Genomic DNA, 23416 nt, shown 5'->3' on the forward strand with positions numbered 1-23416 from the left:
GCATCCCTCAGAAGCGCAGGACCGCCGCGACACCGTCCGTGTCGGCCAGCGTGCCGTCGGGCACGAACAGGACGTCGCCGTCGGCGCGGATCGTGTTCTCGACCAGCTGCTCGACGATGTCGGTAGCCACGCCCAGCGAGTGCGGGGCCGGTCCGATGTCCCGTTTCGGGTTCGGCAGGGTGACCGGTTCCGGCACGGGCTCGAGCTCCAGCTCGCGACGGTCGTTCGAGATGCGCCCGGCGATCACTCGGCCCTCGTCCACGACGAGCAGCCTCACCCGCTTGTCCGCGACGGCCGTCCACACCTCCACCGGGCCGCCCGCAAACCTGCCCTGTGAGCGTGCCGTGTCCAGGGCTGCCAGCGCCCCGGTGACCTGCTGGGCGTCGAACTCGTCGAGGACCGGTGTCAACCGCTTCACCAGTTCCCGCGCCGGAACGGTCTCCATACCGGTCAGCGGGAGAGTCCCGGCGATGAGGTCTGCCAGGTCCGTCTCCTGCCGGAACATCGTGAGCATCTTGGGGCTGCCGACCAGGAAGAGCGGCGGCCTGCCCTCCTCCTTCACGGCGTCTCCCAGACGGGAGTTGACGGCCCGGAGGTACTGCTTGAGGTACGCCTCGTGATCCTCGTACGGCGCCGAGTGCGGGATCGGGCCGGGGATCGCGTCCTCGGGCGAGGGGATCTGCGGGCTGTCCGGGAAGCCGTGCTCGGTGACCTCCGTCAGTTCCCGCCACGCCCCGCGGAACAGCCGGCACAGCTTCTGGTCGAGGACCAGCACCAGGTACGGGCGCGCGCCCTGCTCCGCCGCCACGAGATACCGGGTGAGGAACGTCGTGCCGAACTCCACGCGCGGAACCACCGCCCACGGTGAGGTGAAGTGCCACACCTGAACGGGTTCGCCCGCGGCGACATAGGCCACCATGGCGTCGCCGGACCGGTCGGAGTCACGCGCGACCTCGATCACGTCGGGATCCAGCTTGTGACGGGTCAGCTCCAGCCGGTCGTCACGATCCACGTCCGGGTCGTCGGCAAGCCTGCGCTTCGCCTCGGTGAGCACGTCGCGCAGCAGAATCCGGGTGTGGTCGTCCGACGGGGCCTTCGGGTCGCTGGGCAGGACCAGCGTGATCGCCGGGTAGGGCCGCGGGCTGCGCAATGCGGCCAGCGCTTCGGGAGTCACCTCGGGCATGTGCACCACATCGCTCGTCAAGGGGCCCAGTGGCCGTCGGACTGGCGGAACTCGTGCGGTCGCTGCCGCTTCCGGTCGAGCTGTTCCTTGGACTGGCGGATCGCGTGGGCCAACTGCGTGTGGAAATACAGCAGCTTGCCCTGCCCGCGCGCGCCGAGGCCGTGGTGTCCCTTCACCGCCGTGTTCTTGCTCATGACTCTCCTCCCCTCCAGGGATACCGAATCATGCTGAGTCGATCCCTTTACGCTACGACGCCCTCCCCGCCGCTGCGACCGGGCAGGACGCTTGGCAGCGTTAGGCAACTGCGATTTACTAATGCCATGGCGCGCCCCCGTGAGCACTCGGACGACGACCTGCTGGACCGCATCGGCGCGAGCCTGGCCGACGCCTCCGGCTCCTGGACGATGGCCGAGGCCGCCCGCGCGGCCGGGGTGCACCCGGCCACCCTGGTCAAGCGGTTCGGCTCCTGGCACGGCGTGCTGGTCGCGCTCAGCAGGAGGTGGAGCGCAGCCGTCCCGGAGGCGCCGCACACCCCCCAGGACCGCCTCGGCGAGCTCCGATCCTGGGTCGACGAGGTGGCCCGGCCGCCGCAGGACCGGTCGCACCGCGTCGCCGGCGTGGCGATGCTGCTCGAAGACCTCAAGGACGACGAGCTCAGCCAACTGCTCAGCGAGGGTTGGGACCGTCAGATCGCTTATCTGACCGCGCTGGTGAGCGGCGCGCACGACGACGGCCACCTCACCCGGTCCCCTGACCCCCGAACGGCCGCCGCACTCCTGCTGGACCTGGTCAACGGCTTCTACCTCCGCGCCGCCGCCTCGGCACGCTCGTCCGCGACGCCGGACGCAGCCCCGCAGAAACTGCTCAACTCACTTCTGGAGAGCTGGACATGAGCCTGGACGCCACCGTGGACACGAGCCCGGACACGAGGCAGGACATGAGCGTGGGACGCAACTGGCGAGGACACGTGTTCATCGCCGCCAGTCTCGACGGCTTCATCGCACGCGCCGACGGCGACATCGCCTGGCTCACCGACCCTCCACAGAACCCCGACCACGCACCCGGCCACGACGGACCGAACCCGCCCCCGGACTACGAACAGCTCATGGCCACTGTCGACCACCTCGTGATGGGCCGCGGCACCTACGAGAAGATCCTGACCTTCGACAGCTGGCCCTACGCGAAACCGGTCATCGTCCTCAGCACCACCCTCCCAGCCGGGGCGGACGAGCGAATCACCGTGACGCGCGACATCGACGCGACGCTGCGACTGCTCGCCGAGCGCGACTCGCGCGGCGTCTACATCGACGGCGGCAAGGTCATCCAGAGCTTCCTCGAACGCGACCTCGTCGACGAGATCACCCTCGCCCACGCCCCCGTCCTGCTGGGCGGCGGCCTCCCGCTCTTCGGCGCCCTCACCCACGACATCCGGCTCACCCACACCGGGACCCTCACCACGGACTCCGGCATGACCAGCAGCCACTACACCGTCCGGCGCTGACGCCCCGACAGTCGTGGCGGCGCGCGAGACGGCGCCAGGAGCGGCGCGGGAGTCAGCCGTTGGGGGCGACGGCCGCCGTCTCGGGCACGTGGGCGGGCTGCTCCTCCGCGGGCGGCTCGATGATCAGGTGTGGCAGGCGGCGGTCCAGCCGGCGGGGCAGCCACCAGTTGGCCTTGCCGCACAGGTACATCACCGCCGGTACGAGCACCGTCCGCAGGACGAAGGCGTCCAGCGCCACGGCGGCGGCCAGTCCGATGCCGAACTCGGCGATGTCGCGCTGGCCCAGGAACACGAACGCGGTGAACACGGCGATCATGATCGCTGCAGCTGCGGTGATCACCCGTGCGGTGTCGGTCAGGCCGGTGAGCACCGACCGGGTGTTGTCGCGGGTGCGCGACCACTCCTCGGCCATTCTGCTGACCAGGAACACCTGGTAGTCCATGGACAACCCGAAGAGGACCGCCAGCACCAGCTCGGGCAGATAGCCCTCGATCGGGCTGGGCGCACCGAGGCCGAACGCGCTGGTTCCCCAGCCCCACTGGAAGAACGCGGTGAGCACGCCGAACGCCGCCGCCGCAGCCAGCAGGTTCAGCACCGCCGTGATCGCGGGGATGAGCAGGCTGCGGAAGGCGAACACGAGCAGCAGGAAGCTGAAGCCCACGATGGTGGCGAGAAGCCAGGGCAGCTTGGCGCTCGTCGTCGCCGCGAAGTCGTCCATGGTGGTCGTCAGGCCGCCCACGTGCACCTGCAGCGTGGTGCCCTCGGTATAGCGCGGCACCACAGTGTCGCGCAGTCGGCTGATCAGGCCGGCGGTCGCCGGGCTTTCGGGCGACGTGGCGGGGAGGACCTGGGTCACCACGATCGTCGGCGCGGCACCCGACAGGGCCTGCGCGGGCGCGGTCTCCGTCGCGGCCACCCCGGGCACCGCGGTGAGCGCCCGGTCGAGCCGGTCGAGTGCGGCGCGGTCGGCTGCGGACTGCGTCTGGGCGACCAGCAGCAACGGGCCGTTGAAGCCCGGCCCGAACCCCTCGGCGAGCATCTCGTAGGACTGGTACGTGTGGCTGGACGTCGGGTCGTTGGACGCATCGGCGAAGCCCAGCCGAAGGTGCAGCACGGGTACGGACACCACGACCATGACCGCGAGCCCCAACGCGGCGAGCACGGCCGCGAATCGCGGCACGGTGCGTGACCACCGTGCCCACATGCCACCGTCACCGCCGCTGCCACCGTCACCGCCGCTGCCGCTGCCACTGCCACCGCCTGCCTCCAGTCGGCGGCGTTGCCTGCGGCTCAGCACGCGGGGGCCGAGCACCCCGAACAGCGCGGGCAGCAGCGTGACGGCCGCAACCACCGTGCACACCACGGTGATCGCCGCGGGGACGGCCAGCCCGTCGATGAACGGCAGCCCGATGGCGAGGAGTCCGAGCAGGGCGATGCACACCGTGCCGCCGGCGAAAAGGACCGCGCGGCCCGAGGAGTTGAGCGCCTGCACGGCCGACCGCTGCGGGTCCAGGCCGGACTGCAGACCGCGGCGGTGCCTGGTCACGATGAACAGGGCGTAGTCGACCCCGACACCGAGACCGATCAGCGCGCCGAGGATCGGCGCGACGCCGTTCACGGACATCAGATGGCTGAGCGGGGCCAGGAGCAACAGGCCGCTGCCCACTCCGGCCACCGCGGTCACCAGGGGCAGCGCCATCGCCAGCAGCGATCCGAACGCGAGGAGCAGGATGACGGCAGCCGCGACGAGGCCGATCAGCGACGCGTTCGACGCCGGGGGCTGCTCGGCGCTGGAGATCGCCTTGCCGCCGAGCTCGACCGCCATGCCCGGCTCGCGGGCGGACGTCGCCGTCGCGATCACCTGGTTGACGTCGGCGGTGTCCAGGTTGTCCGCCACCTTGGTGAAGTTCACGACGGCGTACGCGGTGCGCCCGTCCGAGCTCACCTGGACTCTGCTGCCCGGCAGGTAGGGGCTGGTGACCGAGGCCACCTCGGGCAGGTGCGACACCTGTGTCAGCATCGCCGACATCCGCTGCTCGACGGCCGGCTCGGTGACGCTGCCGTGGGTCACCTGCCAGACGATCTGGTCGGAGTCGCCCGCCTGGGCCGGCGCCGACCGCAGCAGCAGCGCCTGGGCGCCGGCCGAGTCGGTTCCCGGCAGCGTGAGCGAGTTGTCGTACGTCGTCTTCACCGCCTGCGACATCACCGCCAGGCCGATGAGCAGCCCCACCCAGGCAGTGATCACGACGAAGCGGTGCTGATAGCACCAGCGTGCGAGAGCTGACATGAGTCTCCTCCCCCTTCGGTTCGATTCCTCGTGCTCCGGGGCACGACCGCCCAGGTCTCCGGCCGGTCGAAGCGCCTGCCAACCCGGTGCCTACCGGACGTCGCAGGAACACGCCCACAAGGTCACAGGTGCGGCCGCCCGGCGTCTTGGAGAAATGTTCCGGGCCCCGGGTGCGACACCAGCACGGCAAGCCCGTCCGCATGCGCGCAGCGGATCAAGGGCTTCCCCCAGCCCTGCAAGGGTTCCTGACCTGCACGAACGCGGAGGTCGGCACCCGCACGTCCCACCATTTACTAGGACGTCCTAGTATCTGTATCGTCGGCGCTGCTTCGACCTGTCCTGGAAGGCCACCATGAGTGATCTGCACGTACCCCAGAGCCCCGTCCGCCTGGTCACCGCTTCGGCGCTGTTCGACGGCCACGACGCGTCGATCAACGTCATGCGACGGATCTTCCAGTCGCAGGGCGCCGAGGTGATCCACCTCGGGCACAACCGGTCGGTGCAGGAGGTCGTGAACGCGGCGATCGAGGAGGACGTCCAGGGCGTGGCGGTCTCGTCGTACCAGGGCGGGCACGTCGAGTACTTCGAGTACCTGGTCCAGTCGCTGCGCGAGCGCGGCGGGGAGCACATCCGCGTGGTGGGCGGTGGGGGCGGCGTGATCGTCCCCGAGGAGATCACCCGACTGCGCAGCAGCGGTGTGACCATCTTCTCCCCCGAGGACGGCCAGCGAATGGGCCTCGTCGGGATGATCAACTCGGTGATCAAGGACTGCGACTTCGACCTCTGGGAGAACCGGAGCGCCGAGGTGGCCGCCGTGCTGACCGGCGACCGGTCCGCGGTCGCACGCGCCATCACCGGAGCGGAACTCGGCAGGCTGTCACCGGAGTTCCTGGAGCAGGTGCGAGCCGCCGCCGCGGCGCGAGCGGTGCCCGTCCTGGGCATCACCGGCACCGGTGGCTCCGGCAAGTCCTCGCTCACCGACGAACTGGTGCGCAGGTTCCGGGTGGACCAGCAGGACAAGCTGCGCATTGCGGTGATCGCGGTCGACCCGACCCGTCGGCGCGGCGGCGGAGCCCTGCTCGGCGACCGCATCCGGATGAACTCCCTCGACGGCAACCGGGTGTTCTTCCGAAGCCTGGCCACCCGCGGCAGCCACGAGGTGCCCGAGCACCTCACCGACGTGATCGACGTGGTCAAGGCCGCCGGGTTCGACCTGGTGATCGTGGAGACGCCGGGCATCGGCCAGGGCGACGCGGCCATCGTGCCGTTCGTCGACGCCTCCCTGTACGTGATGACGCCGGAGTTCGGCGCCGCCTCGCAGCTGGAGAAGATCGACATGCTCGACTTCGCCGACGTGGTGACGATCAACAAGTTCGAGCGACGCGGGGCCAAGGACGCGCTGCGCGACGTGAGCCGCCAACTGGTGCGCAACCGCCAGGCGTTCGACAAGAGGCCGGACGACATGCCGGTGTTCGGCACCTCGGCGGCGACGTTCAACGACGACGGGGTCACCGCGCTGCACCAGCACCTTTCGGCCCTGCTGACCGACAAGGGCCTCCAGCTCTCCGAGGGCACGCTGCCGTCGGTCGACGTACGCCACTCCTCCGGCATCCGGCAGGTCGTGCCCGCCGACCGGGTGCGCTACCTCGCCGAGATCGTCGAGACGGTCCGCGGCTACCACGCCGAGACCGAGCAACTCGCCACCGCCGCACGGCGGGTGCAGTACCTGGACGCCGTCAGGGCCGAGCTGGTCGCGGCGGGGCTCGACGCCGCGAGCGTGACCGAGCTGCTCACCGAGGCCTGCCGGCAGCTCCCCTACGACCTGGCCGAGCAGATCAAGGGCTGGCCCGCGGTGGTGGAGTCTTATTCCGGCACCGAGCAGGTCGTGAAGGTCCGCGACAAGGAGATCCGCACCGCGCTGACCCGCGAGTCCCTGTCGGGCAACCGGATCCCCCGCGTGGCGCTGCCCCGGTTCACCGACCACCAGGAGCTGGTGCGGTTCTGGCGCCGGGAGAACCTGCCGGGCTACTTCCCGTTCACCGCAGGGGTCTTCCCCTTCAAGCGGGACGGCGAGGACCCCGCCCGCATGTTCGCGGGCGAGGGCGACCCGCAGCGCACCAACCGACGGTTCAAGCTGCTCTCGGAGGGCCAGCCGGCCACCCGGCTCTCCACCGCGTTCGACTCCGTGACGCTGTACGGCCGCGACCCCGACGAGCGCCCCGACGTCTACGGCAAGGTCGGCACCTCCGGCGTCTCGGTCGCCACCCTCGACGACATGAAGGTGCTCTACGACGGCCTCGACCTGATCGCGCCCACGACCTCGGTCTCGATGACGATCAACGGCCCCGCGCCCACCGTGCTGGCGTTCTTCCTCAACACCGCCATCGACCAGCAGATCGAGCGGTTCCGCGCCGACGAGGGTCGCGATCCCTCCCCCGCGGAGACGGACGAGCTGCGCGCCCACGCGCTGGCCAACGTCCGCGGCACCGTGCAGGCCGACATCCTCAAGGAGGACCAGGGGCAGAACACCTGCCTGTTCTCCACCGAGTTCTCGCTGCGGATGATGGCCGACATCCAGGAGTGGTTCATCGCCCAGAAGGTGCGGAACTTCTACTCGGTCTCCATCTCCGGCTACCACATCGCCGAAGCGGGCGCGAACCCGATCAGCCAGCTCGCCTTCACCCTCGCCAACGGCTTCACCTACGTCGAGGCGTACCTGGCGCGCGGCATGCAGATCGACGACTTCGCCCCCAACCTGTCGTTCTTCTTCTCCAACGGCATGGACCCCGAGTACTCGGTGCTCGGCCGGGTCGCCCGCCGCGTCTGGGCCGTCACGATGAAGAAGAAGTACGGCGCCAACGAGCGCTCCCAGAAGCTGAAGTACCACGTGCAGACCTCCGGGCGCTCGCTGCACGCGCAGGAGATGGACTTCAACGACATCCGCACCACGCTGCAGGCGCTGATCGCCATCTACGACAACTGCAACAGCCTGCACACCAACGCCTACGACGAGGCAGTCACCACCCCCACCGAGGAGTCCGTGCGCCGGGCCCTCGCCATCCAGCTGATCATCAACCGGGAGTGGGGCCTGGCGATGAACGAGAACCCGCTCCAGGGCTCGTTCGTCATCGACGAACTCACCGACCTGGTCGAGGAGGCGGTGCTCCAGGAGTTCGAGCGGATCAGCGAGCGCGGCGGTGTCCTCGGCGCCATGGAGACGGGCTACCAGCGCGGCCGCATCCAGGACGAGTCGATGCTGTACGAGCAGCGCAAGCACGACGGCACCCTGCCGATCATCGGCGTCAACACCTTCCGCAACCCGCACGCCGACACGGCGACGCCCGGCCCGATCGAGCTGGCCCGGGCCACCGAGGACGAGAAGCGCTCGCAACTCCAGCGCGTGCGCGACTTCCAGGCCGGCCACCACGACGAGGCCCACGCCGCCCTGGCCGCCCTGCGGGACGCGGCGGTGAACGGCGACAACGTCTTCGCCGTGCTGATGGACGCCGCCCGCGTCTGCTCCCTGCAGCAGATCACCGAGGCGTTCTTCGAGGTCGGCGGCCAGTACCGCCGCAACGTCTGACGGGATGACGGGTCGGACGAGCCGAGAGTCTTCGATCGACAGGGAGATGCTTCCTACAGGCATTCAAAATAAAGGCATGGTCCCCGATTTGGTGCTACAATCGTAGCCATACGGGGCCGTCGGGCTGGCATCAACCGGATGCCGGCGGATCGCCCCTCCGCAAGGGGGAGAACACCATGACCTTCCAGCTCGAAGCCGCGACACGGGCGACCATCGACGAGCGTCTGCGTACGGCGAAGGCCTACCGCCTGACCCGCGCCGCCCGGCTCAACAACCGTGCCGAGCGCGCCGCCCGGCGTGCACATCAGGCCCTGACCAGCCTGCAGGCATGACCGTCCGTCCGAAAATGGGCCGCCACCGCTCCACGGTGACGGCCCATTTCCGTACCCCGTCCGGCTACGCGCGCTGACGGTCACCCACCTCTCACTGATCAGCGCCTCACTGATCAGTGCCGCCTTCACTCTCGACCGCGCCCTCGGTTGCGGGACGGCTGGCGGAGGGCAGCAGGTGACGGACCGTCGGCGGGCCCTGGGCGAGGGAGCGCACGTCCTGCAGGAGACGCTCGTCGTATCCGGTGGTCCGGCCGTCGTGCTGCAGCAGGTGCTCGGACCAGGAGGCGACCTGGAAGGCCTCGGTGAAGCGCTCGGGTGCTGCGCTGTCGCGGTACAGGTCCCAACTCACCGCGCCGGTACGCCTGCGGGACTGCTCCACCGGGCGCATCCCGGCGACGAAGGCGTCGGCGTCCTCGGGGGCGACGGTGTAGTCCAGCAGAACGAGCACCGGCGTGTCCTCCGGCACGGCGTCGAGAAGCAGTGCCGGCTCCGGCCAGGTGGACACGACCGAGCGGTCGAGCGGGACCGCGGTGTGGATGACCGGCCACCACAGCAGCGTGACGGTGGTCGCCACCAGCAACCCGGCGGCGGCGAGCAGCGCCTGGGTGAGTCCGGCGGCGCCGGCCACCGCGCCCCAGACCAGCGAGCCGATGCCCTGTCCTCCCATGAAGACGATGAGGTAGACGGCGAGCCCGCGGGCCCGGACCCATCCGGGCAGCCGGAGCTGCAGTTCGGTGTTGAAGGTCGACAGGTTGACCAGCCAGGCCGCACCCGTGGGCAGCAGAACGAGCGCCAGGGCGGGCAGGCTGTGCAGGGTGGCGGCGGCGACGGTGCCGCCGGCGAACATGACGCCGCCCAGCGCGAGCAGGACGTTGTCCGACACGGCCGCCCGTAGCCGCTTGATCGTCAGGGCGCCGACGATCGCCCCGACGCCCAGCGCCCCGAGCAGCAGCCCGTACCCTCCTGACCCCAGGTGCAGGCTCCGACCCGCCGTCACCGGCAGCAGCGCCCACAGCGCCGAGGCGGGGAGCACGAACAACGCGGAACGCACCAGGATCCGCCGCACGCCCGGCGCGTGCCGCACATAGCGAACGCCCGCGTGGAGAGCGGGAACCGGCGCCTCACTGCCGCGCAGACCCTGCGCCGGACGGTGCCAGGCATAGACCGCCAGCGCGACGACGACAAAACTGACGGCGTTCACCGTGAACACCACCGCCGGGCCGGAGACCGCGACGAGCAGGCCCGCCAGCGCCGGGCCGACGGCTCGGGCGACGTTGACGTTGAGGCTGTTGAGGGACGCGGCCTGCGGGATCAGATCGCGCGGGACCAGCTCCGGCTGGATCGCCTGCCAGGCGGGGTTCGTCATCGCCTGACCGCAGCCCATGAGGAACGTGAGCAGCAACAGGACCGTGGGCGTGGCCAGCCCCGCCCCCGTCAGCCCGGCGAGCACCCCGGCGAGCACCGCCATCGCCGTCGACAGCCCCAGCAGAATGTGCCGGCGGTCCAGCAGGTCCGCGAGCACGCCCGCCGGCAAGGAGACGAACAGCACGGGCAGCAGGCTGGCCGCCTGCACCGCCGAGGTGAGCAGCGCCGCGTTGTGCTGGTGCACCAGCATCCACTGGGCCCCCACGGTCTGCATCCAGGTGCCGATGTTCGACACCATCTGGGCCAGCCACAGCAGGCGGAACGCCGGCACCGCCATCGGCGCCCAGGACGACTGCCCGTAGCCCTGCTCCGCCTGCTTCCCCATGGGTTCCCTCTCGGACTGGTCCGGCACCGGTCCGGCACCGGTCGATTCTCCCGCCGATCGGGGTCCGGCGCCGCCCCGCCACGGGGGTGCCCGGCCGGGGATCGCGGCGCAGTGCTAACCTGCCTGAGCCAAAAAATCTGCGCAGCCATGCAGGTTTCCGGCAGCGTGCCAGGCAGCGAAGCCGGTGAAGCCCGCACTGCGGGTCATTCCGGCGCTGTCCCGCAACTGTGAGGGCCCTCTCCACGCGGTCCGAAGCCAGGTCGCCTCCTGCCGCGCTACGACATCGGCCCTCGTGGGAAGGGGCGGTCCGTTTCTGTCGGCGCGCGTCCTGCGCCGCTCGTCGACGGATTGGCTTCTTCCCGTCCCTCGGGAGGAAGCACCACCATGGCTCACTCGTCTGTCCGGCCCCGGCCTGCTCGGCGCACCCGGATCGTCCGCGCTGTCTCGACGGCGACCGCCGCGCTCGCAGCCGTGGCCGTCGTCGCCGGCTGCAGCTCCACGAGCTCCGGCAGCGCCGACTCCTCCGCCTCCTCGTCCTCGACGAGCGCGTCGTCGGCCGCCGCGACGTACCCGGTCACGGTGAGCGGCTCCAACGGCAAGGTCACCCTCAAGACCCAGCCGAAGCACATCGTGTCGCTGTCGCCGACCGCGACCGAGGACCTGTACGCGGTGGGCGCCGGCAAGCAGGTCGTCGCGGTGGACTCGGACTCCAACTACCCGTCCGGCGTGCCGACCACGAGCCTGAGCGGGCTGACCCCGAACATCGAGGCCATCGCCAAGTACAACCCGGACCTGGTCATCGCCTCCCAGGACTCCGGTGGCCTGGTCGCCGGGCTGACCAAGCTCGGCGTGCCGGTCCTGATCGAGCCCGCCGCGGCGACGATCAACGACGTCTACACGCAGATCGACGCGATCGGGCAGGCCACCGGTCACACCGCCCAGGCCACGCAGACCGTCACCGGCATGAAGGCGTCGATCACCGCCTCCGTCAAGCAGGCCGGCGCCGATCACGGGAACCTCAGCTACTACTGGGAGGTCAGCGCCAACCCGTACTACTCGGCGACCTCCACCACCTTCGCCGGGCAGATCGCCTCGCTGTTCGGCCTGAAGAACATCGCCGACAAGGCCGACAAGGCCTCCGACGGCGGCTACCCGCAGCTGTCCGCCGAGTACATCGTCTCGGCCCAGCCGCAGCTGATCTTCCTCACCGACAACCAGTCCGCCGACGGCGGGCAGAGCCCGGCGGTCGTCGCGGCCCGACCCGGCTGGTCCGGTATCCCGGCCGTCAAGAAGGATCAGATCGTCGGCCTCAACGACGACATCGCCTCGCGCTGGGGCCCGCGCCTGCCGCAGCTGGTCGCCCAGATCGCGCAGGCGATCGAGAAGGCCCCCACCAAGTGACGCACGGCGGACGGTAACGAGGTAACGGTGACAAGAGGCGGAGTCCGCCCGCGCACCCTGCGCGCCTACGGCATCGCGGTGGTGTTCCTGGCCGCCGCGGTGCTGGTGGGCGCCATGGCCGGAGCGGCGGACCTCAACCCGCTGGCGACGGCCGACGCGCTGCTGGACCGGCTGCCGCTGGTGCACCTGCCGCAGCAGCTCAGCCAGTTGGACCGCGCGGTGCTGTTCCAGATCCGGCTGCCGCGCGTGGTGCTGGGCGCCCTGGTCGGCGGGGCGCTCGCCCTCGCCGGTGCGGGCTACCAGGGCGTGTTCCGCAACCCCCTGGTCGACTCGTCCCTGCTGGGCGCGTCGGCCGGGGCGGGCCTCGGCGCGACCGTCGCCATCGTCTCGCTGGGCGGCGCGAACGCGGCCACCGTGCCCGTGGCCGCGTTCGTCGGCTCACTGGCCGGGGTCGCCCTCGCCTACCTGGCGGGCGTCACGGCCAGACCGGGGACCGCCACCCTGCTGCTCGCGGGCCTGGCGGTCTCCATGTTCCTGACGGCCGTGCAGACCTACCTGCTGCAGCGCTCCAGCCAGGACATCCAGCAGGTCTACTCGTGGCTGCTCGGCTCCCTGTCCGCCGCCACCTGGGGTCAGGTGACGCAGATCCTGCCCTACCTGGCGGTCTCCACCGCCGCCGTGCTGCTGCACGGCCGCCACCTCGACGTGCTGTCCGTCGGCGACGAGGAGGCCCGCTCGCTCGGCCTGCGTCCCGGCCGGATCCGGCTGGTCGTCGTGGCCGGCTGCGCGCTCGCCGCGGCGAGCGCCGTCGCGGTCAGCGGGCTGATCGGCTTCGTCGGGATCGTCGTGCCGCACGCGGTGCGCCGGCTGGCGGGCACCTCGTACCGGCTGGTCCTGCCGCTGTCGATGCTCTTCGGGGCCGGATTCCTGGTCCTCGCCGACACCGTGGCCCGCACCGTCGTCTCACCGGCCGAACTGCCCATCGGCGTCGTCACGGCGCTGATCGGCTCACCCGCGTTCGTCTGGATCCTGCGCTCCACCCGGTCGGTGCGCACATGACCGGCCGTGCCCCCGCGCCCGACCACGCCACCGCCCCGCACGGGCTGGAGGTGAGCGGCGTCGACGTGGACCTGGACCGGACCCCGATCGTGCGCGAGGTGTCCTGTGCTGTCGCGCAGGGCGGCTGGCTCGCCCTGATCGGGCCCAACGGCGCGGGCAAGTCGACCCTGCTGCGCGCCGTCGCCGGGCTGCTCCCCCATCGCGGCACCGTCGCCGTCGACGGCTCCCCCGTCGGGCACCTGCGCGCCCGGGAGCGGGCGCGGTTGATCGGCTACGTGGCGCAGAACCCGCTGCTGCCGCCGGACATGACGGTCCGGGAGTACGTGCTGCTCGGCCGCACCCCGCACCTCGGCTACCTCGCGAGCCCCGGCGAGCGCGACCGCGAGTCCGTGCAGCGCACGCTGGAGGGACTCGACCTGAGCCACTACGCCGAACGCCGCCTCGCCCAGCTCTCCGGAGGCGAGCGCCAACGCGCGGCGCTGGCCAGGGCGCTGGCCCAGGAACCTCGACTGCTCCTGCTCGACGAACCGACCTCCGCACTCGACCTCGGCCACCAGCAGCACGTCCTCGACCTCGTGGACGACCTGCGCCGCACCCAGGACCTGACCGTGGTCACCACCCTGCACGACCTGACCACGGCGGCCCAGTACGCGGACCGGCTGGTCCTGCTCCACCAGGGCCGCGTCGAGGCATCCGGCCCACCCGCCGAGGTCGTCACCCAGGACGCCATCGCGCGGGTGTACGCCGCGCGTGTCTCGGTGACGACGGACTCCGACGGCCGCCCGGTGGTCACCCCACTGCGCGGTGCCCGGAACTGACGTTCGATGCGGGTCTGCGGTCGCCGCGGCCCCCGTGTCCGGTTCTCGCAGATGCGAGGCGATGTCGTGGTTCAGCTGGGCTAATACGAGCGATACCTCCCGGATGTCCTGGCATGTCAGGTTCTATGCTCGGCGGCGACCGTCCCACACGACAGGGAGACCCATGGTGCGCCGCTCCGCCGCAGCTGCCGTTGCCGCCGTTCTTCTGGCCCTCAGCGCCTGCTCCTCCCGTGGTTCGACCACTGCTTCGTCAAGTCAGTCCGCGTCCGCCTCGCCGTCCGTCACCGGAACCGTGACCGTCTTCGCCGCCGCCTCACTGCAGAACACCTTCACCGAGCTCGGCAAGATGTTCGAGGCGGTCCATCCCGGTACCCACGTGGTCTTCAACTTCGGCGGCAGCGACACGCTTTCGGCCGGCATCGTCAACGGAGCACCAGCCGACGTCTTCGCCGCAGCCAGCCCGGCGACCATGAAGACGGTGACCGACAAGGGCGACGCAGCCGGAACCCCCGTCACCTTCGTCAGCAACGAGCTGGAGATCGCCGTCGAGCCCGGCAACCCGCAGCACGTGGCCTCACTGCAGAACCTCTCCAACCACGCGCTCAAGGTCGTGCTCTGCGCCAAGACCGTGCCGTGCGGCGCTGCCGCCCAGACCGCCCTGGCCGACGGCCACGTCACGGTCACGCCCGTCAGCTACGAACAGGACGTCACCTCGGTCCTCACGAAGGTGGAACTGAAGGAGGCCGACGCCGGGCTCGTCTACCAGACGGACGTCAAGAGCGCGGGCAGCAAGGTCACCGGCGTCAACTTCCCCGAGGCCGCCTCCGCTATCAACAACTACCCGATCGCGACGCTCGCCCACGCCCCGAACGCCACCGGGGCCCAGCAGTTCGTCGCCCTGGTCGAGTCGCCCGAGGGGCAGAAGGTCCTCACCGACGCGGGCTTCAAGAAGCCCACGACGTCCTCCACCTCACCGTCCCCCTCCGCCTCGTAGCGTCTTCGGGCCGGGTGCGCCGGAGCCCGGCTCGCCCGGGCGCTCGACCAGGCAGACCAGGGCAGACCGGGCATGTACATGCGCTGGTTGATCACCCAGTTCGGGCAGGCCTGGTTGGTAGACCCGCCCACTCGTTCTGCCTGGTCAGAGGTTGCTTCAATCGCCGTGTCGAACAGTCGAGGACGGTGATGAGGCGTGGACCTGAACACGGTGGTGGAGATGCGCGACGCACGGAGTCGTGACATCTGGCGCCCGGGTGACGCCTGGCTCGGGGGCGGCACGTACCTGTTCTCCGAGCCGCAGCCGCACATCCGCCGACTCGTGGATCTGAGCCGCATGGGCTGGGAGCCGATCCGGCTGACGGCGGCCGGAGACCTGGAGATCGCTGCGACGTGCACGATCGCCGAGCTGTCCCGCTTCGCCCAGGGCGCCGACTGGGCGGCGGCGCCGCTGGTCGAGCAGTGCTGCCGGGCGTTTCTGGCCTCCTGGAAGATCTGGAACATGGCCACCGTGGGCGGGAACCTGTGCAACGGGCTGCCCGCCGGGCCGATGATCTCCCTCACCGCCGCCCTCGACGGTGTCTGCGAGCTGCAGTCCCAGTCCGGCTCCAAGCGCGAGGTGCCGGTCGCGGACTTCGTCGTCGGCGCCGGGGTCAAGGTCCTGGAGCCCGGTGAGCTGCTGCGCTCGATCACCGTGCCGGCGCGCGCGCTGGCCCGCCGGACCGCGTTCCGGCAGGCGTCGCTGTACGGGCTCGGCCGCTCCGGCGCGCTGCTCGTCGGCACCCGTGATCCGATCGACGGCGAACTGGCCCTGACGGTCGCCGCCTCGACGATCCGACCGATCCAGCTCCGCTTCGCGCTGCCTCCCAACGCCGCCGCGGTACACGAAGCCCTCGACTACGGCATCCGGCCGGACGAGTACTACGACGACATCCACGGCCTGCCCGAGTGGCGGCGGCACATGACCTTCCGTTTCGCGGAGGAGATCCGCCGCGAACTGCTTCAGGAGGACGGGAGATGAGCTTCTCCATCCGCGTCAACGGCGAGGACTTCGACGCCGAGCCCAGGGCGGGCCAGTGCCTGCGCACCTATCTGCGCGACCGCGGCTGGTTCGGGGTGAAGAAGGGCTGCGACGGAGGCGACTGCGGGGCGTGCACCGTCCAGGTGGACGGGGATCCGGTGCACAGCTGCCTCTACCCGGCGCTGCGCGCCGAGGGGCGGTCGGTGACCACGGTCGAGGGGCTCGCCAAGGACGGCGAACTGCACCCGATGCAGCAGCAGTTCCTCGACGCCCAGGGCTTCCAGTGCGGGTTCTGCACGGCCGGGTTCCTGATGACCACCTCCGCGAAGGGCTTCGACGAGGACAAGCGCGCGGACCTGCCGCGGGCGCTCAAGGGCAACCTGTGCCGCTGCACCGGGTACCGCGCCATCCAGGACGCGATCTGCGGCGTCAAGCACACCGAACGGCCGGACGCGGGCCAGGCCGTGGGCCGCAGCCTCGGTGCGCCCGCCGGGCCGCAGGTGGTGACCGGGACCGCGCGCTACACCTTCGACATGGAGATCGAAGGGCTGCTGCACATGAAGCTGCTGCGCTCTCCGCACCCCCACGCCCGGATCGTGTCCATCGACACCTCCGCCGCACTGCTCGTCCCCGGCGTCCACGCGGTCCTCACCCACCGCGACGCGCCCGACAAGCTGTACTCCTCGGCCCGGCACGAGCACCCCACCGAGGACCCCGACGACACCCGCGTGCTGGACGACGTGGTCCGCTTCGTCGGACAGCGGGTGGCCGCCGTGGTCGCCGACAGCGAGGGAGCCGCCGAGGAGGGCTGTCGGCGGATCGTCGTGGAGTACGAGCAACTCCCGTACGTCATCGACCCGGAGCTCGCCATGCTGCCGGGCGCGCCGGTGATCCACCCGAAGGGACCGGAGTCGCGCATCTTCCGCGCCCAGGACAACGTCTGCGGTGAGGTGCACGGCGAGATGGGCGACGTCGAGCAGGGCTTCGCCGAGGCCGCCGTCGTCTACGAGGAGACCTTCCAGACCCAGCGGGTCCAGCACGCCAGCCTGGAGACGCACGGCTGCGTCGCCTACTTCGAAGAGGTCGACGACGCCGGCGAGGACGGTGGCAGGGACGGTGGCCGGGAGCGCCTCGTGGTGCGCTCCAGCACACAGGTGCCGTTCCTGACCCGGCGCGCGCTGTGCGACCTCTACGACCTGCCGATGGAGAAGGTGCGGGTGGTCGCCGGGCGGGTCGGCGGCGGCTTCGGCGGCAAGCAGGAGATGCTCACCGAGGACATCGCCGTCCTGGCCGCGCTGAAGCTGCACCGGCCGGTCAAGCTGGAGTTCACCCGTCCCGAGCAGTTCTACGGCGCCACCACCAGGCACCCGTTCAAGGTCACGGTGAAGGTCGGCGCCAAGAGCGACGGGACCCTGACGGCGCTTCAGTTCCGGGTGGTCGCCAACACCGGCGCGTACGGCAACCACGGCCCCGCCGTGATGTTCCACAGCGTCGGCGAGTCGATGGGCGTCTACAAGGCCCCGAACAAGAAGGTGAACGCCTACTCGGTCTACACCAACGGCGTTCCCGCCGGGGCGTTCCGCGGCTACGGCCTGGGCCAGGTCACCTTCGCGCTGGAGTCGGCGATGGACGAACTGGCCCGGCGCCTGGACATCGATCCGCTCGTGCTGCGCGAGAGGAACGTGATCGGCCCCGGCGAGCACATGGAGGGACCCTGCGGCGAGGAGGAGGACCTGCACATCGCCTCCTACGGCCTCGACCAGTGCCTCGGGGTGGTGCGCAACGCCCTTGCCGACGACCGCAGCGCCGAGCTGGCCCCCGAAGGCTGGCTGGTCGGGCAGGGCTTCGCGATGTCCGCCATCGCCACCGGCCCGCCCGGCGGCCACTTCGCCGACGCCACCGTGAAGCTGCTGGAGGACGGCACCTACGACATCGCCGTGGGCACCGCCGAGTTCGGCAACGGCACCACCACCGTCCACAAGCAGATCACCGCCGGCGCACTCGGGACCACCGTGGACCGCATCGCCATCCGCCAGTCCGACACCGACGTGGTCAAGCACGACACCGGCGCCTTCGGCTCAGCAGGCACGGTCGTCGCGGGCAAGGCCGTGATGAAGGCCGCCAACGCGCTCGCCGAGCAGATCCTCTCCTTTACGGCCGAGTACGCCCGTACTCCCCGCAGCCTGCTGCGGCTGACCGCCGACGCGGTGGAGTGCGACGGCAGGATCGTGACGCTCAAGGAGCTCTTCGAGGCCGCGCGCGGCAAGGACGTCGAGCTCAAGGCCGACGGGCACTGGGGCGGTTCCCCCCGCTCGGTGGCCTTCAACTCGCAGTGGTTCCGCGTCGCCGTCGACCCGGACACCGGCGAGATCAAGATCCTGCGCAGCGTCCACGGCGCCGACGCCGGCAAGGTCATGAACCCGCTTCAGTGCCGCGGCCAGGTCGAGGGCGGCGTCGCCCAGGCCCTCGGCGCGACGCTCTTCGAGCGCGTCCTGCTGGACGAGCACGGCGAGGTCACCACCGCGGCCTTCCGCCGCTACCGCCTCCCCGCCTACGCGGACGTGCCGCGCACCGAGGTTCACTTCACCGAGACCTCCGACGCCATCGGCCCGCTCGGCGCCAAGTCCATGAGCGAGAGCCCGTTCAACCCCGTCCCGCCCGCCTTCGCCAACGCCCTGCGCGACGCCACCGGAATCCGCTTCACCGAGGCCCCGTTCCTGCGCGACCACGTCTGGAAGGCGCTCGACGCACACCGCCGGGCTGCCCGGTCGGCCGGCACGCTCGCGCCGTTCGGGAACGGGCCGGAGGGGCGGCAGTCGACTCAGCGCTCGTGCGGCCACTTGCCGGGGTGATCGACCCAGTAGATCTGGGAGGGGTCGTCGAGGTCGGTGCCAGGCCGCTCATGCTCGACGAACCGGTGCATGTCGCGTTGGGCACGGCAGGGTTGGGGCTCCGTGAGGCTGTCGTCGAGGCGGCAGACGACGACGCTGCGGTGGCTGCTGTTCGTGTCGTAGGCGCTGACGAAGACGGGCGTGTCCTGGTTCGGCGGCTGCAGGTTACTCATGGGTCCAGCCTCAGCCCGGTCGGTCGCTCCCGCATCCGGGCAGTGCGGGGGCCCGCCCGTGCCGTCAGCCGGCAACCTCGGGGGTTCGGCGTCCGCCGCCGCGGTGGCGGTGGCCCACTCCACGAGCGGGAGCAGCAGCGCGACGAGCTCCCGCCCGCGCTCGGTGAGGCTGTAGTCCACCCGCGGCGGTACGACCGGGTGGACCTCGCGCAGCACGAGGCCGTCCGCCTCCAACGTGCGCAGGGTGCTGGCCAGCATCTTCTCGGTGATGCCCTTCACCCACCGGCGCAGCTCGCCCCAGCGCCTCGTCCCGTTCGAGAGGGCCACCAGGACCAGCACCCCCCAGCGGCTCGTGATGTGGTCCAGGAGTACCCGGCTGGGGCAGTTCGGCTCGAAGACATTCCCGGACAGGTTCCCCGCTGCCGCGCCGCTGACCTCGATACTTTCCTTCATGCCAGTACCGTACACAAACGTGCGTACCGTCGCTTGGGAAGGGTTCGGACGGAGTGCGGAGTTGATCGAGGAGACCGATCGACAAGGAGCACCCACATGACACTGGTCGTCACCGGCGCCACCGGCCACCTCGGCCGCCTGGTCGTCGAGAACCTCCTCGACCGAGGCGTACCCGCCGCCGACATCGTCGCCACCGGCCGCGACCTGGACCGCCTGAAGGCCCTGGCCGACCGGGGTGTCCAGCTGCGGGCCGCCGACTACGCCGACCCCGCGTCCCTGCGCGCCGCGTTCACCGGCGCACGCCGTGTCCTGCTGGTATCCGGCAGCGAGCCCGGTGTCCGGGTCCAGCAGCACCGCAACGCCGTCGAGGCGGCACGCGAGGCAGGAGTCGAGCTTCTGGCCTACACCAGCATCGTCAACGCCGACACCAGCACCCTGCGGATGGCCGAGGACCACCAGGCCACCGAGGCCCTGCTGCGGGCCGGCGGGGTTCCGTTCACGCTGCTGCGCAACAGCTGGTACCTGGAGAACTACACGGACCACCTCGGGACGGCGCTCCAGCACGGCGCGCTGTTCGGCAGTGCGGGTGAAGGCCGGGTCAGCGCCGCCCCTCGGGCGGACTACGCCGCCGCGGCGGCGGCGGTGCTGACCACGGACGGGCACGCCGGAAAGGCGTACGAGCTCGGCGGGGACGAGGCCTTCACGCTCGCCGAGCTCGCCGCCGAGATCAGCACGGGCTCCGGCGCGCCGGTCCGCTACACCGACCTGCCGGAAGCCGACTACGTCCAGGCCCTGGCCGGCAACGGCGTGCCACAGGCCTTCGCCGAGATCCTCGCGGACGCCGACCAGGGTCTGCGGCGCGGCGAACTGGCGACCACAAGCGGCGACTTGGCCCGCCTGCTGGGTCGGCCCACGCTGCCGCTCAAGGAAGCGGTCAACGCGGCCCTGAACGCCGAACGCCCCGCGTAGTCATCCCATCCGACGGGCGCGGCCGCCCCAGCGACCGGCCGCGCCCGCACCCGAACAGGACCACTCCGGCCCGGTTGAGCCCCGGGCCGGTGGCGACCCCGGCTCGAAGCAGGCAGTTCAGCCATCCGCCGCCCTGGACGCGCGGGCGTACTCGGTGGGCGTCCGCCCGTAGTGCTTCTTGAAGGTCCGGATGAAGTGGCTGCTGTCCGCGAACTGCCAGTGGGCGGCGAGTTCGGAGACGCTCAGCCGCCCGGAGGGTGCGGCGAGCGCCAGCCGGGCCTCCTCCAGCCGCCGTTGTCGGATGTACGCGGTCACCGACACTCCGGACGCGGCGAACGCCCGCTGCAGGTTGCGGAGCGAGACGTTGAGTTCGCGGGCGAGCATCGCTCCGCAGAGCTCGGGGTCGGCGAGGTGACGGTCCACCAGGTCCTTCGCGGCCTGGGTGAGCACGGGGGCCAACTCGGGTTCCACGTCGTCGACGCGGCCCCTGGCCACGGCCTTCGCGAGCTCGATGAGCGTGTTGTGAGCGGCCTGCACTCCAGCCCGTCCGAGGTCGGCGACCGTCGCGTAGATCATGTCCGCGTGGGCCACCAGCAGGCGCACCTCGGCGGAGTCGGCGCGACCGCTGACGCTCTGACGTTCTCCCAGCAGCGGTGTGAGCATGGCCGCGGGCAGGACCAGGACCTTCGCCGTCGTGTCGGGAGCCGTCTCGAAGTGCAGCGGCCGTCCGATGTGGCGGATGAGGACTTGCCCGGCGGGCACGCTCTGTTCCTCGCGGGACAGCGGCGCGCCAAGGCTCCAGGAGCCGCGTTTGACGACGTAGAGACGTACCTGGTCCTCGACGCCGTCCAGGGGGCCTTCGGTCCGGATGGCTGACGCGCCGTGGAGATCGGTGATGGCCACGTCGCCGACCTTGGTGGCCCGGCTTCTGACTCGGAAGTCGCGCATCGTCGCCGGGCTGAAGCTCGGCAGCGGGAAGCCTTCGCCGATCTCCTTCTCCCAGCCGCTGCGGAAGGCTTCGAATCCCCGCGACACGCCGCCTGCGCCGACGGACGCACCGGGACGGGTCCTGCCCGACCCGTCGGTATGCGCTTCAGCCTTGTTCATCGACGATTCCCCCGCCTTCGCCTCCGGTGCCACCAGGCGCCGACTGGCGCGGATGTTCTGCCGGGATGGCGCTGTGGTTCAAGCCCCCGCCGGGCTGATTTTCCTAGGGTTCAAAGCCAGGGACAAGCCCCTCCCCCAGGCCCGCTCACCCGGCGACAGGAGACTCATCTGATGAACCATCATCCTTCCACCCCCGTGCGGGTCATCACGGGGGCGCCGGTACCGGCATCGGAGATGGCGCTGCGGGATCACCGAGACGGGTTTCCATGGCGGTCAGTTTTGCAGTCTCCGCATCTTCGTGGACCGCGGTTCGCACCGCGCCGGACCATCGCCAGGAGCCGGACAGCGGCCCACCTGAGCGGCCTTGCGCCCGGCTCCGGCCGTCCGGCAGGCAGGCAGGCGGACACGCCGTTGCTGCACGGCGGCCCGACAAGACAGTTCAATTCCATCATGAGAGTTCACTTGCATAAAGCGAGCAGGGCGGCGCATACTCTCATGAGAGCGCACTATCACAACAAAGGCAGTCTCTCTTCCTTGGAGGTTCAGATGGCAGACGTCTCGGTGGTCGGTCCGGACGCCGGTGAGTCGATCCAGCTCGGCCCGACCCGGATGCGGATCCTGGAGGACGGCACCACGACCGGGCACCGCCTGGGCATCGGGGAGATCACGCTCGCCCCCCACACCGACGGACCGCCGCAGCACCGCCACGCCCGCCACGACGAGGGCTTCTACGTCGTCTCCGGCGCGGCCCGGTTCACCGTCGGCGAGACCGTGTACGACGCGCCCGCAGGAACGCTGGTCATGATCCCGCCCGGCGCTCCCCACACCTTCGCCAACCCGACCGACGGCACCACGGTGCTGCTCAACACCTTCACCCCGGACCTGTACGTCAACTACTTCCGGGATCTGCGCGACATGATCGCCGGCGGCCAACCGCTCACACCCGAGGCGACGATCGAGGCGATGAGCCACTACGACACCGAACCGGCCACCGACTTCGCCTGAGCACCCGCACCGTCGACTCGCCGCACCCCATCCCCAACTGCCGTCCGGTCTCCGGGCCCAGCAATCGATCAAGGAGAAAGCCGTGGGCACGACCACGCAGCACACCATCGCCCTCGACGGCATCGGCCCGGTCCAGGTGTCCGTCACCGATCACGGGTCCGGGCAACCGTTCCTGCTCCTGCACGGCGGGGCCGGTCTCCAGTCGGTGACCGGGTTCGCCGAGAAGTTCGCCGCCGCTCACGACGTGCGGGTGCTCACTCCGACCCACCCGGGCTTCGGCGGCACCGACCGGCCCGAGGCGTTGACCACGGTGTCCGACCTGGCCGCGCTCTACGGCGCGCTGCTGGACCAGCTGGACCTGGCCGACGTGACCGTCATCGGCAACTCGATGGGCGGGTGGATCACCGCCGAGATCGCACTGTTGAAGTCGCCACGGGTCAGCGGCATCGTCCTGATCGACGCCGTCGGCATCGAGGTCCCCGGCCACCCCGTCGCCGACTTCTTCTCCCTGACCATGGATCAGGTCTTCGAGCTCACCTTCCACGACCCCGCCCCCTTCCGCTTCGACCCCACCACCCTGCCCCCGGCGGCACAGGCCGTCGCTGCCGGAAACCGCGCCGCGCTCGCCGTCTACGCCGGCACCGCGATGAGCGACCCGACCCTGGCCGCGCGCCTGGGGACGCTGGAGATCCCGACCCTGGTGCTCTGGGGCGAGAGCGACCGGATCGCCGACACCGACTACGGACGCGCCTACGCCGCCGCGATCCCCATGGCCCGGTTCCAGGTACTGCCCGACACCGGCCACTCCCCGCAGTTGGAGACCCCCGACCAGGTCTCGCACGCGATCTGGGACAGCGCGGACACCGACTTCGCGCCCTTCTCGCGCTGAG

General features: G+C 70.7%; 20 protein-coding genes and 1 riboswitch. Of the genes, 13 read left to right on the top strand and 7 right to left on the bottom strand.

The window, feature by feature from the left end; genetic code table 11:
• Nucleotides 1-7 precede the first annotated feature (7 nt).
• Together ABH928_RS09245 and ABH928_RS09250 are read right to left on the bottom strand one after the other, a co-directional pair.
• A complete protein-coding gene (locus ABH928_RS09245; RefSeq protein WP_370064083.1) occupies nt 8-1183 on the bottom strand; it encodes a hypothetical protein in 1176 nt (391 codons plus the stop codon).
• Between the two features lie 17 nt (nt 1184-1200).
• Complete coding sequence (locus tag ABH928_RS09250) at nt 1201-1377, bottom strand: hypothetical protein (protein WP_370064085.1); 177 nt, start codon at nt 1375-1377, stop codon at nt 1201-1203.
• Between the two features lie 126 nt (nt 1378-1503).
• Here ABH928_RS09250 and ABH928_RS09255 point away from each other — a divergent pair, with 126 nt between their 5' ends.
• Together ABH928_RS09255 and ABH928_RS09260 are read left to right on the top strand one after the other, a co-directional pair.
• Nucleotides 1504-2076 (top strand): TetR/AcrR family transcriptional regulator, encoded by a 573-nt coding sequence (locus tag ABH928_RS09255; protein WP_370064087.1) that lies wholly within the window; start codon nt 1504-1506, stop codon nt 2074-2076.
• Nucleotides 2073-2684, top strand: coding sequence for a dihydrofolate reductase family protein (locus ABH928_RS09260; protein WP_370064089.1), 612 nt, complete (start codon nt 2073-2075; stop codon nt 2682-2684). The genes ABH928_RS09255 and ABH928_RS09260 overlap by 4 nt, the downstream gene beginning before the upstream one ends.
• A 52-nt stretch (nt 2685-2736) precedes the next feature.
• Here ABH928_RS09260 and ABH928_RS09265 read toward each other — a convergent pair whose 3' ends face one another.
• Nucleotides 2737-4971, bottom strand: a complete 2235-nt coding sequence (locus tag ABH928_RS09265) for an MMPL family transporter (protein ID WP_370064091.1) — start codon at nt 4969-4971, stop codon at nt 2737-2739.
• Nucleotides 4972-5323: 352 nt separating this feature from the next.
• Between ABH928_RS09265 and icmF the strand changes: the two genes are divergently transcribed.
• Together icmF and ABH928_RS09275 are read left to right on the top strand one after the other, a co-directional pair.
• Nucleotides 5324-8554, top strand: coding sequence for a fused isobutyryl-CoA mutase/GTPase IcmF (gene icmF, locus ABH928_RS09270; RefSeq protein ID WP_370064093.1), 3231 nt, complete (start codon nt 5324-5326; stop codon nt 8552-8554).
• 176 nt (nt 8555-8730) lie between these two features.
• Nucleotides 8731-8886 carry a hypothetical protein gene (locus ABH928_RS09275; RefSeq protein WP_370064095.1) on the top strand — a complete coding sequence of 52 codons (156 nt, stop codon included), beginning with the start codon at nt 8731-8733 and terminating at the stop codon, nt 8884-8886.
• Nucleotides 8887-8992: 106 nt separating this feature from the next.
• Here the strand turns inward: ABH928_RS09275 and ABH928_RS09280 are convergent, their stop codons facing one another.
• The gene (locus ABH928_RS09280; protein WP_370064097.1) at nt 8993-10636 is read right to left on the bottom strand and encodes an MFS transporter; all 1644 of its coding nucleotides are present in this window, start codon (nt 10634-10636) and stop codon (nt 8993-8995) included.
• 134 nt (nt 10637-10770) lie between these two features.
• A riboswitch (cobalamin riboswitch) is annotated at nt 10771-10919 on the top strand.
• Nucleotides 10920-11025: 106 nt separating this feature from the next.
• A complete protein-coding gene (locus ABH928_RS09285; protein ID WP_370064099.1) occupies nt 11026-11214 on the bottom strand; it encodes a hypothetical protein in 189 nt (62 codons plus the stop codon).
• 1 nt (nt 11215) lies between these two features.
• Between ABH928_RS09285 and ABH928_RS09290 the strand changes: the two genes are divergently transcribed.
• From ABH928_RS09290 to ABH928_RS09315, 6 genes are all read left to right on the top strand, one after another.
• Complete coding sequence (locus ABH928_RS09290) at nt 11216-12037, top strand: ABC transporter substrate-binding protein (protein ID WP_370064101.1); 822 nt, start codon at nt 11216-11218, stop codon at nt 12035-12037.
• Nucleotides 12038-12064: 27 nt separating this feature from the next.
• Nucleotides 12065-13096, top strand: a complete 1032-nt coding sequence (locus tag ABH928_RS09295; protein ID WP_370064103.1) for a FecCD family ABC transporter permease — start codon at nt 12065-12067, stop codon at nt 13094-13096.
• Nucleotides 13093-13914, top strand: a complete 822-nt coding sequence (locus ABH928_RS09300) for an ABC transporter ATP-binding protein (protein WP_370064105.1) — start codon at nt 13093-13095, stop codon at nt 13912-13914. Before ABH928_RS09295 ends, ABH928_RS09300 begins: the two co-directional genes overlap by 4 nt.
• A gap of 163 nt (nt 13915-14077) precedes the next feature.
• Nucleotides 14078-14908, top strand: coding sequence for a molybdate ABC transporter substrate-binding protein (gene modA, locus ABH928_RS09305; RefSeq protein ID WP_370064106.1), 831 nt, complete (start codon nt 14078-14080; stop codon nt 14906-14908).
• A 195-nt stretch (nt 14909-15103) separates the two neighbouring features.
• Entirely contained in the window at nt 15104-15928 is an 825-nt protein-coding gene (locus tag ABH928_RS09310) for a xanthine dehydrogenase family protein subunit M (RefSeq protein ID WP_370064108.1), read from the top strand.
• Nucleotides 15925-18780, top strand: a complete 2856-nt coding sequence (locus ABH928_RS09315; protein ID WP_370064110.1) for a molybdopterin-dependent oxidoreductase — start codon at nt 15925-15927, stop codon at nt 18778-18780. Before ABH928_RS09310 ends, ABH928_RS09315 begins: the two co-directional genes overlap by 4 nt.
• On the opposite strand, the gene ABH928_RS09320 is transcribed toward ABH928_RS09315, so the two are convergent.
• The gene (locus ABH928_RS09320) at nt 18750-19445 is read right to left on the bottom strand and encodes a winged helix-turn-helix transcriptional regulator (protein WP_370064112.1); all 696 of its coding nucleotides are present in this window, start codon (nt 19443-19445) and stop codon (nt 18750-18752) included. The two genes, ABH928_RS09315 and ABH928_RS09320, sit on opposite strands and share 31 nt — an antisense overlap.
• 96 nt (nt 19446-19541) lie before the next feature.
• On the opposite strand from ABH928_RS09320, the gene ABH928_RS09325 reads away from it, so the two are divergent.
• Complete coding sequence (locus ABH928_RS09325) at nt 19542-20414, top strand: SDR family oxidoreductase (RefSeq protein ID WP_370064114.1); 873 nt, start codon at nt 19542-19544, stop codon at nt 20412-20414.
• A 117-nt stretch (nt 20415-20531) separates the two neighbouring features.
• Here the strand turns inward: ABH928_RS09325 and ABH928_RS09330 are convergent, their stop codons facing one another.
• Nucleotides 20532-21521 carry a helix-turn-helix domain-containing protein gene (locus tag ABH928_RS09330; RefSeq protein ID WP_370064116.1) on the bottom strand — a complete coding sequence of 330 codons (990 nt, stop codon included), beginning with the start codon at nt 21519-21521 and terminating at the stop codon, nt 20532-20534.
• Nucleotides 21522-22067: 546 nt separating this feature from the next.
• Between ABH928_RS09330 and ABH928_RS09335 the strand changes: the two genes are divergently transcribed.
• Both ABH928_RS09335 and ABH928_RS09340 read left to right on the top strand, forming a co-directional pair.
• Entirely contained in the window at nt 22068-22526 is a 459-nt protein-coding gene (locus ABH928_RS09335) for a cupin domain-containing protein (RefSeq protein WP_370064118.1), read from the top strand.
• Nucleotides 22527-22608: 82 nt separating this feature from the next.
• On the top strand, nt 22609-23415 hold the full coding sequence (locus ABH928_RS09340) for an alpha/beta fold hydrolase (RefSeq protein ID WP_370064120.1): 807 nt from the start codon (nt 22609-22611) through the stop codon (nt 23413-23415).
• The last annotated feature ends 1 nt before the right edge of the window (nt 23416 follow it).

This window comes from Streptacidiphilus sp. MAP5-3 (assembly GCF_041262505.1).
Taxonomy (GTDB): Bacteria; Actinomycetota; Actinomycetes; order Streptomycetales; family Streptomycetaceae; genus Streptacidiphilus.